Annotated in this window: 15 protein-coding genes; 14 read left to right on the forward strand and 1 reads right to left on the reverse strand. The window is 67.9% G+C overall.

All coding sequences use genetic code 11. From position 1 onward, the window contains the following. Window positions 1-10 precede the first annotated feature (10 nt). The 14 genes from epsF (at window position 11) to ACIQ67_RS06555 (ending at window position 17,632) form a co-directional block, all read left to right on the forward strand. Window positions 11-1,441: a chain length determinant protein EpsF gene (gene epsF, locus ACIQ67_RS06490; protein ID WP_397533545.1), complete on the forward strand. Its 1,431-nt coding sequence runs from the start codon at window positions 11-13 to the stop codon at window positions 1,439-1,441. Between the two features lie 7 nt (window positions 1,442-1,448). Beyond that, a complete protein-coding gene (locus ACIQ67_RS06495) occupies window positions 1,449-2,330 on the forward strand; it encodes a polysaccharide biosynthesis tyrosine autokinase (protein ID WP_397533546.1) in 882 nt (293 codons plus the stop codon). Window positions 2,331-2,337: 7 nt separating this feature from the next. Continuing rightward, window positions 2,338-3,225: an exosortase B gene (xrtB, locus tag ACIQ67_RS06500; protein ID WP_397533547.1), complete on the forward strand. Its 888-nt coding sequence runs from the start codon at window positions 2,338-2,340 to the stop codon at window positions 3,223-3,225. Continuing rightward, window positions 3,222-3,911 carry an exosortase-associated protein EpsI, B-type gene (gene epsI / locus ACIQ67_RS06505; RefSeq protein WP_397533548.1) on the forward strand — a complete coding sequence of 230 codons (690 nt, stop codon included), beginning with the start codon at window positions 3,222-3,224 and terminating at the stop codon, window positions 3,909-3,911. Before xrtB ends, epsI begins: the two co-directional genes overlap by 4 nt. Before the next feature lie 34 nt (window positions 3,912-3,945). Continuing rightward, the gene (locus ACIQ67_RS06510; protein ID WP_397533549.1) at window positions 3,946-5,508 is read left to right on the forward strand and encodes a hypothetical protein; all 1,563 of its coding nucleotides are present in this window, start codon (window positions 3,946-3,948) and stop codon (window positions 5,506-5,508) included. 121 nt (window positions 5,509-5,629) lie between these two features. Further along, window positions 5,630-7,117: an O-antigen ligase family protein gene (locus tag ACIQ67_RS06515; RefSeq protein WP_397533550.1), complete on the forward strand. Its 1,488-nt coding sequence runs from the start codon at window positions 5,630-5,632 to the stop codon at window positions 7,115-7,117. After that, on the forward strand, window positions 7,114-8,631 hold the full coding sequence (locus ACIQ67_RS06520; protein ID WP_397533551.1) for a hypothetical protein: 1,518 nt from the start codon (window positions 7,114-7,116) through the stop codon (window positions 8,629-8,631). The genes ACIQ67_RS06515 and ACIQ67_RS06520 overlap by 4 nt, the downstream gene beginning before the upstream one ends. 16 nt (window positions 8,632-8,647) lie before the next feature. Then, window positions 8,648-9,865, forward strand: a complete 1,218-nt coding sequence (locus tag ACIQ67_RS06525) for a glycosyltransferase family 4 protein (RefSeq protein WP_397533552.1) — start codon at window positions 8,648-8,650, stop codon at window positions 9,863-9,865. Continuing rightward, window positions 9,865-10,974 carry a glycosyltransferase family 4 protein gene (locus ACIQ67_RS06530; protein ID WP_397533553.1) on the forward strand — a complete coding sequence of 370 codons (1,110 nt, stop codon included), beginning with the start codon at window positions 9,865-9,867 and terminating at the stop codon, window positions 10,972-10,974. The genes ACIQ67_RS06525 and ACIQ67_RS06530 overlap by 1 nt, the downstream gene beginning before the upstream one ends. Then, complete coding sequence (locus tag ACIQ67_RS06535) at window positions 10,967-12,202, forward strand: glycosyltransferase family 4 protein (RefSeq protein WP_397533554.1); 1,236 nt, start codon at window positions 10,967-10,969, stop codon at window positions 12,200-12,202. The genes ACIQ67_RS06530 and ACIQ67_RS06535 overlap by 8 nt, the downstream gene beginning before the upstream one ends. Next, complete coding sequence (locus ACIQ67_RS06540; protein ID WP_397533555.1) at window positions 12,202-13,341, forward strand: DUF1972 domain-containing protein; 1,140 nt, start codon at window positions 12,202-12,204, stop codon at window positions 13,339-13,341. The genes ACIQ67_RS06535 and ACIQ67_RS06540 overlap by 1 nt, the downstream gene beginning before the upstream one ends. A 97-nt stretch (window positions 13,342-13,438) precedes the next feature. Further along, window positions 13,439-14,446, forward strand: coding sequence for an NAD-dependent epimerase (locus tag ACIQ67_RS06545; protein ID WP_397533556.1), 1,008 nt, complete (start codon window positions 13,439-13,441; stop codon window positions 14,444-14,446). Between the two features lie 154 nt (window positions 14,447-14,600). Continuing rightward, window positions 14,601-16,820 (forward strand): hypothetical protein, encoded by a 2,220-nt coding sequence (locus ACIQ67_RS06550; protein ID WP_397533557.1) that lies wholly within the window; start codon window positions 14,601-14,603, stop codon window positions 16,818-16,820. A 17-nt stretch (window positions 16,821-16,837) separates the two neighbouring features. Then, on the forward strand, window positions 16,838-17,632 hold the full coding sequence (locus ACIQ67_RS06555; protein ID WP_397533558.1) for a CHAP domain-containing protein: 795 nt from the start codon (window positions 16,838-16,840) through the stop codon (window positions 17,630-17,632). 91 nt (window positions 17,633-17,723) lie between these two features. Here ACIQ67_RS06555 and rfbC read toward each other — a convergent pair whose 3' ends face one another. Beyond that, window positions 17,724-18,284, reverse strand: coding sequence for a dTDP-4-dehydrorhamnose 3,5-epimerase (gene rfbC / locus ACIQ67_RS06560; RefSeq protein ID WP_397533559.1), 561 nt, complete (start codon window positions 18,282-18,284; stop codon window positions 17,724-17,726). Window positions 18,285-18,344 lie beyond the last annotated feature (60 nt).

Genomic DNA, 18,344 nt, shown 5'->3' on the forward strand with positions numbered 1-18,344 from the left:
GGACTGAGCGATGACGTTCCGACAATTCCTGGCCATTCTGCTGGCGCGCAAGACGCTGTTCGTCGCGGTGCTGCTGGCGGTGCTGCTGCCGGCGCTGGCGGTCAGCCTGTGGCTGGACAAGCAGTACACGGCAGTGGCCAGCGTCGTGATCGATGCCAAGCCTGATCCGCTCTCGGCGATGGCTTTCCAGACCATGACCAGCCCGGCGGTGATGGCGACCCAGGTGGACATCATCCTGAGCGACCGCGTGGCGCGCCGCGTGGTGCGCATGCTCAAGCTCAGCGAGAACCCGCAGATCCGTGAGCAATGGACTTCGGCCACCAAGGGAGTGGGCGATATCGAGACCTGGCTGGTCGAGCGCCTGCAGAAGGAGCTGGACGTGAAGCCCTCGCGCGAGTCCAGCGTCATCAACATCTCGTTCCGCGCGCCCGATGCGCGCTTCGCGGCCGGCATGGCCAATGCCTTTGTGCAGGCCTATATCGAGACCGCGGTGGATCTGCGCGTTGACCCAGCCAAGCAGTACAGCGCCTTCTTCGAGACCCGAGCCAAGGAAGCGCGCGAGACGCTGGAGGCGGCCCAGACGCGCCTTTCGGCTTTCCAGCGCGAGACCGGCGTGCTGATGACCGATGAGCGCATGGATGTCGAGAACCAGCGCCTGAACGAACTCTCCAGCCAGTTGGTGGTGCTGCAGTCGATGGCCGCCGAGGCGACCAGCCGCCAGGCCCAGGCCACGGCCGGTTCGGGCGACAAACTGCAGGAGGTGTCGAGCAATCCGGTCGTCTCGACGCTGCGCGCTGACTTGTCGCGCCAGGAGGCCCGGCTCAAGGAAATCAGCTCGCGCCTGGGCGACAGCAATCCGCAGGTGGTCGAGCTCAAGGCAAATATCAGCGAGCTGCGCCAGCGCATCGACAGCGAGGTGGGCCGCCTGTCCGCCGGCGTCGGTGTCAGCGGCAGCATCAGCCGCCAGCGCGAGGCGCAGACCCGCGCCGAGCTGGAAGCGCAGCGCAACAAGGTGCTGCGCATGAAGCAGGTGCGCGACGAAGCCGCGCTGATCCAGCGCGATGTCGAGATCGCGCAGAAGAACTACGACGCCATTGTCCAGCGCTTCACCCAGTCCAGCCTGGAAAGCCAGGCTACCTCCAGCAGCGCCAGCCTGCTGAATTCGGCCGTGCCGCCGCTGGAGCATTCCTCACCCAAGGTCTTGCTGAACACGTTGCTGGCCCTGGTGGTGGGCCTGCTGCTGGGCACCGGCGTTGTGCTGGGGGCCGAGCTGCGCGACCGCCGGGTGCGCGATGTGGCCGATGTGGAGGGCCTGCTGGGCCTGCCGCTGATCGGCTTCCTGCCCGGGCCTGATGCCGGCGGTGCGGCCGGTCGGCGTGCCGACTCCGCGATGCACCGGCGCCTGATCGGCCCGGCGCCTTCCTCCAAGAACGCGGGCTGAAGAATCCATGTCCACCATGAACAGCGAGAACCCGGATCAGCAGCCTGCCGCGCTGCAGGACCGCAGCATCGGCGACATCATTGCTGAGGCCAACAGTCTGTCGGCCGAGCAGGTCGAGCGCATCCTGGCGCACCAGAAGAGCGAGGGCCTGAAATTCGGCGAGGCCGCGGTGGCCCTGGGCCTGGCCAAGGGTGAAGACGTGCTGTGGGCGCTGAGCCAGCAGTTCCACTATCCCTATGCGCCTGGCAGCGGCGAGCAGACCCGCGAGGAGCTGGTGCTGGCCAACAAGCCTTTCAGCCACCAGGCCGAAGCCATCCGCACGCTGCGCAGCCAGATTAATATGCTGCTGTTCGGCGCTGACATGCCCCGGCGCGCGCTGGCCGTGGTCAGCCCTGAGCACGGCGACGGCAAGACCTTCTTCGCCGCCAATCTGGCGATCGCCTTCAGTCAGCTGGGCGGGCGCACCTTGCTGGTGGACGCCGATATGCGTAGCCCACGCCAGCACGAGGTCTTCGGCGTGGACAACAGCGCCGGCCTGTCGGGCATCCTGTCCGGCCGCGCCGAGCGCAATGTGATCCGCCCCGTGCCCAATCTGCCCAGCCTGTTCGTGATGCCGGTCGGCACGCTGCCGCCGAACCCGACCGAACTGGTGGAGCGCCCCGCCTTCGGCCTGCTGATCAAGGAACTGGTGGGCAAGTTTGACCATGTGATCGTCGACACTCCGGCCGCTTGCAGCGGTGCCGACTATGCCGTGATCGCCGCCCGCTGCGGTGCGGCGCTCTTACTGGCGCGCAAGGGCATCACCCGGGTGGCGGCGGTGCAGGAGCTTTGCCACACGCTGGCCAACAGCCCGGTCAAGCTGGCGGGCTTGGTGATGAACGAGCACTAAGGTGGGCGTGACGAATCCGGCCCTGCCAACGCACGCCGAGGGGCGTGCCCGCTTGCTGCCCTGGTTGCTGGCAGGTGCCGGTCTGGCAGCGCTGTATCTGCCGACCTTGGTGAGTCTGTTCAATGGCCTGTGGAGCACCGACGAGCAGGGCCATGGCCCGATCGTGCTGGGCGTCAGCATGTGGCTGATCTACCGCCACTGGGGCGCCCTGATGGATCCGCGGGATGCCAGCCCGGCGCCCTGGCTGGCCTGGCCCCTGCTGGTGCTGTCGGCGCTGGCCTATGCGGTGGGGCGTTCGCAAGGCATTTGGCTGTTCGAGGTCGGTTCCTCGCTGGGCATGGTGGCCGGCATCGTGTTGCTGCTGCGCGGGGTGCGCCATCTGCGCCTGATCGCGTTCGCGCTGTTCTTCATGCTGTTCATGATTCCGCTGCCAGGCGCCATCGTGGATGCACTGACGCAGCCGATGAAGATGGCCGTGTCCTATGTCGCCGAGAACATCCTCTACGCGGTGGGCTATCCGATCAGCCGCACCGGCGTTATCCTGCAGATCGGCCCCTACCAGCTGCTGGTGGCGGACGCCTGCGCCGGCTTGCACACGCTGTTCACGCTCGAAGCGCTGGGCCTGCTGTATCTGAACCTGGTGCGCTCCAAGTCGATGTTCCGCAATATTGCGCTGGCCATCTTGATCGTGCCGATCAGCTTCAGCGCCAACGTGATCCGCGTGATGGTGCTGACGCTCATCACCTACCACTTCGGCGACGCGGCCGGGCAGGGCTTTCTGCATGGTTTCGCCGGCATGGTGCTGTTCATCAGTGCGCTGCTGCTGATCATCGCCACCGACGGCCTGCTGCGTCTGGTGCTGTCCAAGCTGCGTCGCCAGGGGAGCCCGGCATGAGCGCCGGCGCCCGCGAACTGCGCCGTGCCGCCCTGGTGCTCCTGCTGGCGCTTGCCGCTGCAGGCCTCGCCTGGCAGCTCACGCCCACCCAGCGCATGGCCACGCTGCACGGCGATTTCCAGCTGGAGCAGGTCGTGCCAAAGCGCTTCGGCGATTGGCAGCTCGACACGGCAGCCATCGCCGGTGTGGTCAATCCGCAGCAGGAGGCGCAGCTCAAGCAGCTCTACAGCCAGATCCTGACGCGCAGCTACGTCAACAGCCAGGGCCAGCGCATCATGCTGTCCATCGCCTACGGCAACGACCAGCGCGACAGCATGCAGATGCACTACCCCGAGGTCTGCTATCCGGCCCAGGGCTTCCAGCTCAAGTCCAGCCAGCCGGTGCAGTTGCAACTCGGTGGCTTGAGCCTCCCGGCGCGCCGTCTGGAAACCGTCTACGCCAACCAGCGCTTCGAGCCCGTGACCTACTGGACGGTCATCGGCGATACCGTCGTGCGCGGCGGCGTTGACAAGAAGCTGGCCGAGATGCGCTATGGCTTCAAAGGCCTGATTCCCGACGGCCTGCTGTTCCGCGTGTCGTCGATCGATCGCGACAGCGCCAGCGGCTTTGCGCTGCAGGAGCGCTTTGCCTCCGAGATGGCGGCGGCGCTGGCCGGGCAGGCCCGCTCGCGCCTGCTGGGTCAGTGAGCCTGCCGGTGGCCCCGGCGGCGCTGTGTCGGCGATGACTCAGGCACCTGAGCGCTATGGCGCGCAGCGGGTACGACGCTCGCTGCTTCATTTTGTCCTCGGGAAGTCGGCCGGCGCCCTGATCGGCCTGGCCTGGCTGTTCACGCTGGTGCGGGTGATGCCCGAGGCGGACTACGGCGCTTACTTCACCTTCTATGCCTACATCGAAGTGATGTTGCTGCTGAGCGCCTGGGGCAGCGTACAGCTGATGGAGCGATTTGTTCCCGAGCTGCATGAGCAGCATCGCGATGGCGAGGTGGCCCGGTTGGCCTCGGCACTGCTGCGCTGGCGCGGCCTGCTGCTGATCGGCACGGTTGCGCTGCTTCAGTGGGCCCAGCAGCCGGTGCTCGGGCTGCTGGGTCTGCAGGACTATGCGCAGGTCTTCTGGCTCATCAACGGGCTGCTGCTGGCCGAGGGGCTGTGCCGCATGGTGGACAGCTTCCACGAGGGCTTGCTGATGCAGCGCAAGTCGCAGTTCTCGGTGTTGTTCCGCAACGGCATCAAGACCCTGACACTGCTGTACATGACGGTCGGCGATCAGACCCTCAGCCTGCAGCACTGGCTGCAGCTGGAGCTGGGGCTGATGGCGCTGGCGCTGCTGTGGAGCGGGGGGCTGTATCTGGCCACCCGGAGCAGCCTGCTGCGTAAAGCGCCGGTGGCTGGCCAGGCGCTGGACTGGCGCCGCTACTGGCGCTATGGGCTCTACATCTTTGGCTGCCAGCTGGTGTGGCTGCTGACCAGCTTCGACACGCTGAAGATCGCGGTGACACGCGGCTTCGGGCTGGATGCCGCGGCGTTGCTGGGTTTCTGCCTGGCCCTTGTGCTGGTAGTGCAGCGCTATCTGCCCACCTATTTGCTGGCCGGCATGGCCAGGCCCTTGTTCATCGTGGCGCGGCAGCGCGCCGATATGGCGGACCGCCTGCGCCAGCTGTCGGCGCTGTTCTTCAAGCTGAACCTGGCGCCGCTGCTGCCGCTGCTGCTGCTGAGCTGCCTCTACGAGGACCGGTTGCTGCAACTGAGCTCGGGCGGCAAGTTCGACGCGGGCGGCGGCGTGCTGAGCCTGCTGCTGGCCTTGCTGATCGTGCAGGCGCTGAAGAACTGCCAGGCGCTGGTGATCACCGCGCTGGAGGACGGCCAAGGCGCGCTGTTTGGTTCTGTCGTGGCTGCGTTGGTGTTTGGCGGTTCGGCGCTGTTGCTTCTGCCGATGGGCGTGCAGGGCTTGCTGCTGGCCTTGTTGCTGGCGGAGCTTGCATCGCTGGCGGTGCAGCATGGGCGTATTGCTAGGCAAGGCGTTCGCATGGGGCTGCCGCTGATGCCCTTGCTGAAGATGGCCCTTGCCAACGGCCTGGCCCTTGGGCTGACCTTGATGCTGGCCCGGGCCAGCGGGCTGTCCGCTTCGCTCGAGCTGGGTCTGGCCCTGATGGCCTGTGGTGTCGGCACGCTGGCCGTGCTGGCGCGGAGCTACTTCGACGCTGGCGAGCGTGCACGCCTGGCGGCCTTGCTGCCGGCTGGCCTGGCCGGTTTCCTGGGGCGACTGACGGCAGGAGGCGGGCGGTGAGGCGCCCGGCAACGTTTGGTCGTGCGCTGGCCGGTTTTTCAGCGCACCGATGTCATGTGGCCGCCGCACAATCGTCCCCGCAAGGCGGCCCAGCGACCGACGCCTTGACCCTGATGCCGCAATGATTGCCCTGCCGAGACTCACAGCCGAACGCGTCCGCGAGACATGGCCCACCGCCTTGGGCCTGGCCGCGCTTTTCGCCTTGCTGCTGCTGATTGGCCTGTTCACCGGCCTGGCGGGTTCAGGGGCCTGGATGCTGCTGCTGGTGCCCAGCCTGGCTTTCGTCGCCGCGATGGCCGCCGCGATGCTGCGCCTGAGCTATCTGAAGATGGGCATCGCCGCGCTCTTGCTGCTGCACCTGCTGCTGCCGCTGCTCTTGAAGACCAAGGGTATCAACTGGGTCAACAACTGGCAGTTCCTGGCCATGGGCCTGGGTCTGACCGGTCTGTTGGCCTTGGCGCGGGAGGCTGGGCGCGACGGCCTGCTGCGCGCGTCCCTGATCTGTTATGGCCTGTTTCTGGCCCTGATGCTGCTGTCAGCCGGGGTGGCCGGCCAGTCCAGGGGCCTGGCGGCGGCCTACCAGCTGTTCTCTTTGCTGAAACCCTTGCTGATGCTGGGTGCCGGCTTTGCGCTGCTGCGCCTGGCGTCGCCGGGCCGGCCGCTGTGGTGGATCAATGACTGGTCCTGGTTGCCGCTGCTGGCGCTGGTCGCCTGGCAATGGGGTGCGCCTGGCTCCTACACCCAGGTGTTTCCCTATCCGCATGGGCCGGCCTCGGATGTGGGCGGCCTGCTGCCCTCGCGGGCCTTCGGGGTGTATGAGCACCCGGGCGTGCTGGCCAGCTTCACCGCAGCGATGACGCTGATGGCCTTGCTGCGCGGCCTGAACCTGCCGCAGCAGCGCCGCCGGGGCCTGTTGCTGGCGCTGATCTACTTTGCCCTGCTGCTGGCCTCGGGTGAGCGCGGTGAGCTGGCGGCGATGCTGGTCAGCCTGGCGGCCCTTTACCTCTGGAACCGGCGCGGGCAGCTGGCATCGCGCCTGGTGCTGGTGCTACCGATGGTGGCCCTGCTCGCCGCTGGCTACTGGATGCTGTATGGCGACACCCTGGTGCAGGAGGCGGCCCAGTGGGGCGGCGCGCGCCATTCGGCCATCGAGCACCCGCGGGCCCAGCTCTATGAAGGCGCGGCCTATCTGGCCAACAAGCATTTCCCGCTCGGCAGCGGCCTCGGCACCTACGGCGGTGCGGGCGCGGCGAAATTCGATCTGTCGATCTATCTGAGCCTGGGTTTCGGCCGCCACTGGTGGTTTGGCGAGGACAACTATCTCCTGGACATCTTCTGGCACAACGCGCTGGGCGAGGGCGGCTGGTTTGCGCTGGTTGCGCAGGTCTTGCAGTACCTGTTGCTGAGCGCCTATGCCTTGCGCCACTACCTCGGCAGCCAGGGTTTGCAGCGCGTCTACTGGGGCGGGGCAGGTTTCGGCATGATCTACATCCTGGGCAACTCGCTGGCTTCGCCGAGTTTCCAGGACCCGCGCCTGTTTGTCTGGACGGCGCTGTGCTTCGGCCTCGCGGTGCAGCAGCGGCAGGCCGACGAGGCTAGAGCTCAATGAAGAACACCACCCGATCCCCGATGCTTGGCGCGCTGTTGGCGCTGGTGCCAGCGCTGGCCGCTGCCGCGCCATCCATGTGCCCGGCCGACGCCACCGTGCTGCCGGTGCAGGTGCGCAGCTCCGAGCTGCTGCGTGCGGCCGTGCCGCCAGCGCTGTTCGGCTTCGACCTGCCCTGGTATGACGCGCAGATCGGCTATCTGCGCAAGGGCGCCATCCGTCCCGAGCTGGTGGAATGGCTCAAGCCTTTCAAGGGCGCGATGTACCGCTACCCGGCCGGCAGCATTAGCTTCGAGTGGCGGCGTGCTATCGGCCCGCTGGCGCAGCGCGGCCGCATCAGCGAGCAGTATGTGCCCGGCGGCCAGGCTGTGGCCGAGCTGGGGCCTGAAGAATTCCTGCGCCTGATGTCCCAGGTGGAAGGCCAGCCGCTGTGGATGTTGAATCTGCACGGCGCGCAGGGCCGTGTCTGGGAGCCGCAGGAGATGCTGCGCGACAACCTGGACTACGCGCAATGGATCCAGACCCACACGCCGCGCCTGTGTGCCAAGCCTGGCCCCTGCCATGCGGTGTCTTATGAGCTGGGCAACGAGCTGGACTGGTCGCCGGTGAACTGGAGTGCTGCGCAATACAGCGCCCGGGCCCTGCCGCTGCTGAAGGCGTTGCGGCAAGTCCAGCCGCAGGCCAAGCTCGTGGTGCTGGGCCAGACCGCGCCCTGGGATGCGCGCAGCCAGACGCGCGAGCGGGCGGGCTTCGACACCGAGCTCGCGGCGCAGCTCGCGGCGCTGTCCGATGGCGTGACCATTCACCCCTACTACGACGGCCATTCGGTCAAGGTGATGAACGAGTTCATCGACCGCCTGGCCCAGCGCTACCGCGCCCACAACCCGGCCCAGCAGGTCTATGTGACCGAGCATGGCCGCTGGCCCAGCCAGCCGCTTGTGGGGCGCTGGGAGGACAACTGGTACCAGGCCTCGGGCTCGGGCGGCGGGGTGTCCTCGGCCGACTTCGTGCTGTCGCTGCTGCCCAAGCCCACGGTGGCCGCTGCCATGTGGCATGCACTGGGCGTGCAAGGCCCCTGGCAGATGATTAAGTGGGACCGCCGTACCGACACCCTCTACCCCAGCCCCACCTACTGGGCTCTGCGTGTGCTGCGCGACGCCTTGCTGGACGATGCGGTGGCGGTGCAGCCCGCGCTGGTGGCCGGCACGCGCTACGGGGGCGGCTACGACCTGCGCCTGGTGGCCATGCGCGGCAGCGGAGCGACGCGCAGCCTGATGGGCGTGAACCGCAGCGACAAGGCTTACTGGCTGAAGCCCGCCATCGACGGCCGCGTGCCAGACGCCGAGCGGCTGCAGTTGCGCCGCCTGGTGGCGGATGCGCGCGGCAGCGACAACAGCGACGAGGACAAGCATCGCTTCACCATGCAGCAGCACAACGGCCGCGAGGCCCTGGGCGCTGGCGGTGCGGTGTGCGTGCCGCCGCAGTCGGTGTTCTCGCTGCTGCTGGGCCAGCCATGACAGGACAGCCACGCACGTGAAGATCCTGCTGAGTGCCTTCGCCTGCGATCCGCAGTTCGGCTCCGACGAGGAGGTGGGCTGGCGCTGGGCCGTCGAGGCCGCGCGCCAGGGCCATCAGGTCTGCGTGCTGACGCGTGCCAGCCATCGCGAGGCCGTCGACGCCGAGCTGGCGCGCAGCGGCACGCTGGCCGGGCTGCGCTTCGAGTACGTCGATTCACCGCGCGTGCATGCGCTGCTGGCGCGCATCAACCGCCGGAACCATCTCTACTACTACCTCTGGCAGTGGCTGGCTCTGCAGCGGGCGCGCGAAATGCTCGCGCAGGGCGAGCGTTTCGATCTGGTGCACCACGTCACCTGGGTGAGCTTTCGGCAACCCAGCTTTCTGGGCGCCCTGGGTCTGCCCTTCGTGTTTGGCCCGGTGGCTGGCGGCGATGAGATTCCGCCCGGCTATGCGCGGCGCTTTTCGGCCAAGCAGCGTTGGTTGGAAGCAGCGCGCACCGCACTCAATGCCTGCGTTCGCTTCGATCCCTTGATGCGCCAGACCTTCCGCACGGCGACGCGTCTGTATGTCACCTCGCCGGCGCATCTGCGGCGCCTGCCGGCCTTCGCGCGGGCCAAGGCGCGGGTGGAATTGGCGATCGCCAGTGCGCCGACGCCCGCCGGCGTGCGCACGAGCGGCGGCGGTCAGCGCCTGCTCTTTGTCGGCCGCGCGCTGGGTCTGAAGGGCATGGACTACGGCCTGGAGGCCTTTGCGCGCGCGCAGCGCCAGCGCCCCGGGCTGCGCCTCAGCGTGGTCGGCGACGGCCCCGAGCTGGCGCGCTGGCAGGCTCAGGCCGCGGCGCTGGGTGTGGCCGAGGCCGTTCAATGGCTGGGCTGGCTGCCCAAGGCCCAGGTGCAGGACTTGTATGCCAGTCATGACGCGCTGCTGTGCCCCAGTCTGCGTGACTCGGGCGGCTTCGTCGTGCTGGAGGCGCTGCAGGCGGGCCTTCCGGTAGTCTGCTTCGCGCTCGGCGGTCCGGGAGTGATGGTGGATGCCAGCGTCGGCACGGCCCTTGCTGCCGAGTTGGATCAGGACGCCACGCTTGAGCGTTACGCACAAGCCTTGCTGGAGGTGCTGGACCGCGCCGCGGCCGATCCCGGATTGGCTGCGGCCTGCCAGGCGCGTGCGGCACGCTACCGCTGGGATGCGCTGCTGCGGCGCGTCTACGCTGAGTTCGAGCCGGGGCGCGCCTGATGAAGTCGCTGGAAATCATCTGCTTCACCGGCAACTCCGGCCTGACCGATTACGCGGTCTCGCTGGCGCGGGCCGTCGGCACACGGGCGCGGCTGGTGACGGCGCAGTCGTTGGAGTCGCGCTTTCGCGCGCTGGGCTTTGCGGTGGAGACACCGTTCCGGCGCAGCCGCCATTTCCCGCTGGACGTGTTGCGCTTCGCCGCCAGCCTGCTGCGCCGCCGCCCCGAGTGGACGCTGTGGCAGGGGCCGTTGAAGTTCGCGCTACTGGACGGGCTGCTGGTGCGCGCGCTGCGTGCTGCGGGCCTGCGCTGTGCGATCACCATCCACGATGTGCTGCCGCATGTGCCGCGGCCCTGGAGCCGCTGGACCTATGGCTTCTACTACCGCAGCTTCGAGCGCGTGATCGTGCACTCGAACGCGGCGCTGGATGGCGCTCGCGCCTTGGGCGTGCGCGCGCCGGCCCTGGTCGTGCCGCATGGTGTCTACGACCTGTTCTGCCTCAGCGGCCTGGACCGCACCTCAGCGCGCGCGCGCCTGCCTGCTCTGGCCGCGCTGCCGGCTGCGACGCCGGTAGCGCTGTTCTTCGGCCATCTCGAAGCACGCAAGGGCTTGTTCGAGCTGCTGGCGGTGGCGCGGCAATTGAAAGAGGCGGGCTCGCCGCTGCACTTCCTGATCGCGGGCGCGCCCTCGCTGAGCGCGGCCGAGCAGCAACGCCTCGCCAGCGAATGCGCGGCCTTGCCAAACGTGCTGCTGCAGCCGCGCCGCATTCCCTTTGAAGAGGTGGAGTGCTGCTTCGCGGCCGCCGACCTGGTGCTGCTGCCCTATCAGGAAGGCACGACCAGCGGCGTGCTCAAGCTGGCCATTGCCTTCCAGCGCCCGGTGCTGGCTTCGGCGGTGGGCGATCTGCCCGAGGAGATTCCGGCCAGGGCCGGCCTGACCGTGCCGCTGGGTGCAGACTTCGTGCCGCGCTTTGCCGATGCACTGCAGCAGATGCTGGCTGAACCGCAGCGCTGGGCGGCCGGCATGGCGGCGGCGGGTGAACGCCTGCAGTGGCCGGTGATCGCCGCCCGCATCGAGGCCTTCCTGGACTCGAAGGATGGCCATGCCTAAGCTGCTCAACGTCAACAGCTACCACTACCGCCGTGGCGGCTCGGACGCGGTGTATTTCGACCATGCCGCGCTGCTGGCCAGCCAGGGCTGGGACAGCGGCTTCTTCTCGATGCAGCACCCGAAGAACGAGGCCACGCCCTGGTCGCGCTATTTCATCGACGAGCTGGAGTTCGGCCACAGCTACAGCTTGCGCCAGAAGCTCGCGATGGCGGCCAAGGTGGTGTATTCCTTCGAGGCGCAGCGCAAGCTGCGCGTTCTGCTGCAGGACTTCCCGGCCGATGTGGCGCATTTGCACTGCATCTACCACCACCTCTCGCCGTCCATCCTTCCGGTGCTGCGCGAGGCCGGCGTGCCGGTTGTGCTGACCGCACACGACCTGAAGATTGCCTGCCCGGCCTACAAGATGCTCAATGCCGGCGGTGTCTGCGAGCGCTGCAAGACAGGCTCGGTGCTGAACGTCATCAAGCACCGCTGCGTGCGAGATTCGCTAGGCGCCAGCGCCATCGTGGCGGTCGAGAGCGGCCTGCATGGGCTGCGCGGCCCGCTGGACAGCTACCGCCGCCATGTCTCGCGCGTGGTGGCGCCGAGCCGCTTCTATGTGGAGAAGCTGGTCGAATGGGGCTGGCCGCGCGAGCAGCTCTGCTACATCCCGAACTACGTGGACGCGGCTGCGTTCGAGCCGCAGTACGAGCCGGGCGACTATCTGCTGTACTTTGGCCGCCTGGCGCCTGAGAAGGGCTTGGCCACCTTGCTGCGGGCCGCCGCGCAGGCCGGCGTGGCACTGAAGCTGGCTGGCACCGGGCCGGAGGACGAGGCGTTGCGGCGCCTGGCGGCCGAGCTGGGCGTGGATGCGCGGTTCCTGGGTTTCCAGAGCGGCGCGGCGCTGCACGCGCTGATCCGCGGCGCGCGTGCGGTGGTGCTGCCGTCCGAGTGGTATGAGAACGCACCGATGAGCGTGCTGGAGAGTTTTGCCTTCGGCAAGCCGGTGCTAGGCGCGCAGATCGGCGGCATCCCCGAGATGATCGAAGCCGGGCTGAGCGGCTGGACCTTTGCCAGCGGTGACGTGGCCGCGCTGGCCGAGCGCCTGCGCGAGATCCGCGCCACGCCGGATTCGCGCATCGCCGAGATGGGCCGGGCGGCGCGGGCCGCGGGCGTGCAGCGCTTCCACCGCGCCGGCTATCTGCAGCAGATGCTGGCGCTGTATGCCGAACTGGGAGTGAGGATTTGATGGAACAGTCAGCGCAGCCGAAGCCGGTGCTGCGGATTCTGGGCACGCGCGGCGTGCCGGCTGCGCATGGCGGCTTCGAGACCTTTGCCGAGCAGCTGGCGCTGCATCTGGTGGCGCAGGGCTGGCGCGTCATCGTCTACTGCCAGGAAGAGGGCCGCGGCCCCTGGGTGGAGGACATCTGGCAGGGTGTCGAGCGGGTGCGCATCCCCGTGGCCGGCAACGGCGCCAAGAGCACCATCGTGTTCGACTGGCTGGCGACCAAGCATGCGGCGCGTCACCGCGAGCTGTGCCTGACCCTGGGCTACAACACCGCGCTGTTCTGCGCGCTGCTGCGCGTCAAGGGCGTTCCCAACCTGATCAATATGGACGGCATCGAGTGGTCGCGCGCCAAGTGGGGGCCGCTGGCCAAAAGCTGGTTCTGGCTCAACGACTGGGCTGGCTGCTGGCTGGGCGACCATCTGGTGGCCGATCATCCCGAGATCAAGGCGCATCTGGCGAGCCGGGTGCGGGCCGACAAGATCAGCACCATCGCCTATGGCGCCGAGCGCATTGACGCGGCCGATGCGGCGCCGGTGCAGGCTCTGGGCCTGCAGCCGGGGCAATACCTGACCCTGATCGCGCGGCCGGAGCCGGAGAACTCCATCCTCGAGGTCGTCCGCGCCTTCTCGCGCCAGCGGCGTGGCGTGCGGCTGGCTGTGCTGGGCAACTATGCGCCGGGGCAGGCCTATCAACAGGCGGTCAAGGCGGCCGCCAGCGACGAGGTGAGCTTTCTGGGCGCCATCTACGACAAGACCGTGGTGCAGGCGCTGCGATTCCACAGCCTGGCCTATGTACACGGGCATCAGGTCGGCGGCACCAACCCCTCGCTGGTCGAGGCCCTGGGTGCCGGCAACGCAGTGATCGCGCACGACAACCGCTTCAACCGCTGGGTGGCGGGCGAGGGCGGGCGCTACTTCGATTCGGTCGCCGGCCTGGAGGCCTTGCTGGGCGAACTGCTGGCGGACCCGGCCGCGCTGGCCGAGATGCGCGCCGCCAGCCTTGTGCGCTTCGAGGCGGCGCTGACCTGGCCGAAGATCCTGGGCGAATACGAGCAGCTGTTGCAGCGCTGGCTGCCGCGGCAGCCGGGCGGCAGCCCATGAATCAGGGGGGCGGGCCCAGCCAGGGCTTGCAGCCTGCGAGACAATGAAACCCGGCGGCGAGGCAAGGCCTGGCCGCCACTCACAACGGAGAGATTGCGTGAAAGTACTCGTCACCGGCGCTGCCGGCTTCATCGGCATGCATGTCAGCCAGCTCCTGCTGGCGCGCGGCGACCAGGTCGTGGGCCTGGACAATCTCAACAACTATTACGACCCGCAGCTCAAGCACGACCGGCTCGCGCGCCTGACCGGCAAGCCGGGCTTCGAGTTCGTCAAGCTCGACGTGGCCGACCGCGCGGGCATGGAGAAGCTGTTCGCCGAAGGCGGTTTCGACCGCGTGGTGCACCTGGCCGCACAGGCCGGCGTGCGCTATTCGCTGGAGAACCCGCATGCCTACATCGAGAGCAATGTTTCGGGCTTCACCAACATCCTCGAAGGCTGCCGCCACGCCAAGATCCAGCACTTGGTCTATGCGTCCAGCTCCAGCGTCTACGGCGGCAACACGCTGATGCCCTTCAGCGAGCACCACAGCGTCGACCATCCGGTCAGCCTGTATGCCGCCACCAAGAAGGCCAATGAGCTGATGGCGCACACCTACAGCCATCTGTTCGGCCTGCCGACCACAGGCCTGCGCTTCTTCACGGTCTATGGGCCCTGGGGCCGGCCGGACATGGCGCTGTTCCTGTTCACCAAGGCCATCCTCGAAGGCAAACCCATCAATGTGTTCAACCACGGCAAGATGGTGCGCGACTTCACCTATGTGGACGACATCGCCGAAGGCGTGATCCGCGTGCTGGACCGGGCGGCAACGCCTGACCCCGAGTACGACGCGGTCAAGAGCGACCCGGCGCGTTCGAACGCGCCTTACCGCGTGTTCAACATCGGCAACCACGACCCGATCGAGCTGATGGCCTTCATCGAGGCGATCGAGAAGGCGGTGGGGCGCGAGGCGGTGAAGAACTTCATGCCGCTGCAGGACGGCGATGTGCCGGCCACGCATGCGGATGTCGAAGAGCTGGCCGCCTGGACCGGCTTCCGTCCGGCGATGCCGGTGCCGCAAGGTATCGAGCGCTTCGTGGCCTGGTACCGCGACTACTACAAGGTCTGACGCGCAGCGTCGCAGGGCGCCGCTGAGGCGGCTTCGTCAACAGGCCATCCTTGCGGTGGCCTGTTTGCATTGCGGCCCTCCCCAAGCAGTGCGATGCGGTCGAGCAGGCGGGCCCCTAGGATGGTTCGGCACACCATCCTAGGAGCCCGCCGCCATGCCTACCAAAACGGTTGCCATCGGCCAGCACAAGATCGCGCTGGATGCCCGTCCCGATCGCCTGGATCTGCGCGACCGGCCTTACCGGCCGCTGCTGCGCAATCTGCCGCCGCAGTCTCCCAGTGATGCCGAGGTGAAGAACTGGCTGCCGCGCTACGCCGGCGCCGGGCTGCTGCTGGATCAGGGAGTGGACGGGGCCTGCACCGGCTTCGGCCTGGCGGCGGTGATCAACTTCCAGCTCTTCCTGCACGATCTTGAGCTCGGCCGGCAGGCGCCCAAGCCCTGGCGCGTCAGCCCGGCGATGCTCTATCAGCTGGCGCGTCTGTATGACGAGTGGCCCGGCGAGGACTATGAAGGCTCGAGCTGCCGCGGCGCGCTCAAAGGCTGGCATCGGCACGGCGTCTGCCGCAGCGACGTGTGGCCTTTTGAGATCGATGCCCAGGGCAACCGGCTGCCGCGCGTGCCGAAGGAAGATCCGAAGCGGCCCGATGATCCGGATCGCAACTGGGACGTCGACGCGCTGGCCTGCACCCTGGGCGTGTACTACCGCGTGGACAGCCGCTCCGTGGTGGACATGCAGGCGGCCTTGCGCGAGAACTTTGCGCTGTATGTGTCGGCCACGGTGCATGAGGGCTGGAACATCGACACTCATTCGCCCACCAAGCTGCGTGGCCATGCTGACCTGGCGCGCATCCGCGCCGTGGCTGAGCCCAAGCAGCCCGGCGGCCATGCTTTTGCGCTGGTGGGCTACAACGAGTTCGGCTTCGTGGTGCAGAACTCCTGGGGGCCGGCTTGGGGCTCGCTCGGCTTCGCGCTGCTGCCCTATGAGGACTGGGTCACGCATGGCAACGACGCCTGGGTGTTGACGCTGGGTGTGCCGCGCCAGCAGGCCGTGCTGGCCGGCGCCCGCAAGGGCAGCGGCAGAACCGCAAAGAGCGCCGCGAGCAGCACGAGCGTGCTGCGCTCGCCGCGCTTTCTGGTGCCTTCGGGCTCTGGCGAATCGGCCGCTGCGTTGGAGCGGCCGGCCGGCCTGATCGCCGCCGAGGACGCGCTGAGCCGGCGTTATCGCAGCAGCGAAGGCCAGGCGCCCATGCCGCTGGATACCGATGAGGCCTACCGCCACACGGTGGTGCTCGACCGCGGCTTTCTCGTCAACAACGATGTGGCCGCACCCAACCGCGAGATCGCCTTGGACCGGGCTGCGCTGGAATGGCCGCAGGCCTGGATGGCCGAGCAGCGCAGCGACAAGCTCATGATCTATGCGCATGGCGGCCTCAACAGCGAGGAAGCCTCGATCACGCGCATCCGCGCCATCGCGCCCTATTGCCTGGCCGCAGGCGTCTATCCGCTCTTCATCAGCTGGCGCTCAGGGCCGCTGGAGACTTTGTCTGATCTGGTGGAGGAGTGCCTGGCCAAGTTCGGCCTGGGCGCAGGCGGCGCGGCAGCGCCCGCGCGCGGCTTCCTGGATCGCGTGGCCGAGACCACCGACCGCATGCTGGAGCCACTGCTGCGGGGCCCTGGCGGCGCGATGTGGGGGCAGATGAAGACCAATGCTGTGCGCGCCAGCCAGCACCAGGACGGCGGCGTGCGCCAGCTGGTGGCGCGGCTGCGGGCACTGAAGACAGTGCGCCCGGGGCTGGAGATTCATCTGGTCGGCCACTCGGCCGGCTCCATCGTGCTGGGGCCCATGCTGGGTCTGCTGGGCCAGGCGGGGCTGAAGGCCGCGAGCGTGCGCCTGTTCGCGCCGGCCTGCACCGCAGGCTTTGCGCTGGAGCATTACGCACCGGCCGTCGGTGCCGGCGTGCTGGACACGCAGCAGCTGCACATCCATCTGCTGTCTGACCAGAACGAACGCGACGACACTGTGGGGCCCTACCAGAAGTCGCTGCTGTATCTCGTCAGCCGAGCCTTCGAGGACTATCACAAGGAGCCGCTGCTGGGCATGGAGAAGTGCTTCTCGGCGGCTGCGGCCAAGGCCGAGGACGACATCTGGTCCACCGATCGCCTGGCCGATGTAAAGGGCTGGCAGAAGTTCTGGAACACGCTGGGCCCGGCCAAGAGCGCCAACCTGCATGTGCTGGAAGCGCGCAGCGTCTCCACCGGCACCCGGGATCTTCGCACCTCGCATGGCTGCTTCGACAACGCGGTGGACATCATGGCTGTGGCGCTCAGCCACATCGCCGGCAAGGCCGTCGCTGTGCAGCGTCTCGACTACTGAAGCTCAGGGAGTTCGACATGCAATACCCAGGCCGCACGATCAAGCTGGGCGAGGGCGATGCCGCCGTCGTCAAGGCGCTGAAGACGGCGCTCAACAAGGCCCTGGTGCTGCGTGGCGACGCGGCTGTGCCGCTGGACCCGGACAACCCCAGCTTTGGCCCGCGCATGAAGCAGGCGGTGCAGCTGTTCCAGGCGCGACATCTGGACGTGCAGGGCCAGCCGTTGAAGATCGATGGCGAGGTGGGCGCGCTGACCTGGGCCGCGCTGTTTGGCCAGTGGCGCGTGCCGCGCAGCGATGCAGTGGCGGACGCCTTCCTCGGCGCGGTGCTGGGCAAGGCTGGCGAGGCCGCCGATGCCGGCGTGCGCGAGCAGCCCAGGAACAGCAACCGCGGCCCAGAAGTGGATGAGTACCTGCGGCGTGCCGGTGTGAAGCCCGGCCTGGCCTGGTGCTGCGCGTTCACCTACTGGTGCTTTGATGAGGCTGCTGGCGACGTGCAACGGGACAACCCGATGCTTCGCACCGCCGGCTGCCTGATGCACTGGAACAAGGCCGAGAGCCGCGGCGCGCGGCGCATTGCCGCCAAGGACGCGGTGGCCGACCCGGCGCTGGTGACGCCGGGCATGGTCTTCATCATGGATTTCGGCGGCGGCCTGGGTCACACCGGCTTCGTCGAGCGTGTAGAAGGCGGCTTCGTGCACACCATCGAAGGCAACACCGACGCCAGCCAGGGCCGCGAAGGCGGCGGGGTCTACCGGCTCGCGCGCAAGCTGACCAGCATCAACAAGGGCTTCATCGACTACGCCGGGGTGTGACGAGCCCGGAGCAGCAGCAGGAGCAGCTGAAGCAACTGCGCCCGGCCCGCGGGCGCTGAGCGCTAAGCGCTAATCACCAAGCGCTGCTCACTCAGTCGAAGTGCTTTGCGTCCGCCAGCAGCGGCGCGTTCGCGTCTTTCTCGGCCAGGGTCGGCGCACCGCCGAAGTCTGGCCATTCGATGCCGATGGTCGGGTCGTCCCAGCGCACGCAGCCCTCGGCCTGCGGGGCGTAATAGTCGGTGGTCTTGTAGAGGAAGTCGGCCGTCTCGCTGAGCACCACGAAGCCGTGCGCGAAGCCGGGCGGGATCCACAGCTGGCGTTGGTTCTCTGCGCTCAGCTCCACGCCGGCCCAGCGGCCGAAATTGGGGCTGCTCTTGCGCATGTCCACCGCCACGTCGAACACCGAGCCGGCCACACAGCGCACCAGCTTGCCCTGCGCATGCGGCGGCAGCTGGAAGTGCAAGCCGCGCAACACGCCGCGCGCCGAGCGCGAGTGGTTGTCCTGCACGAAGCGCACCGCGCAGCCCACGCCCTCGTTGAAACGCTGCTCGTTCCAGCTCTCGGTGAAGAAGCCGCGCGCGTCGCCGAACACCTTGGGTTCGACGATCAGCACTTCGGGCAGGGCAGTGGGGGTGATCTTGAGCAGGGACATGAGGAATGGGTGTGTGCGGTCGGGGCGAAACGAAAATCAGAAGGCCTTGTCGTTCAGCAG

This window comes from Roseateles sp. (genome assembly GCF_044373315.1).
Taxonomy (GTDB): Bacteria; Pseudomonadota; Gammaproteobacteria; order Burkholderiales; family Burkholderiaceae_C; genus JACDQM01.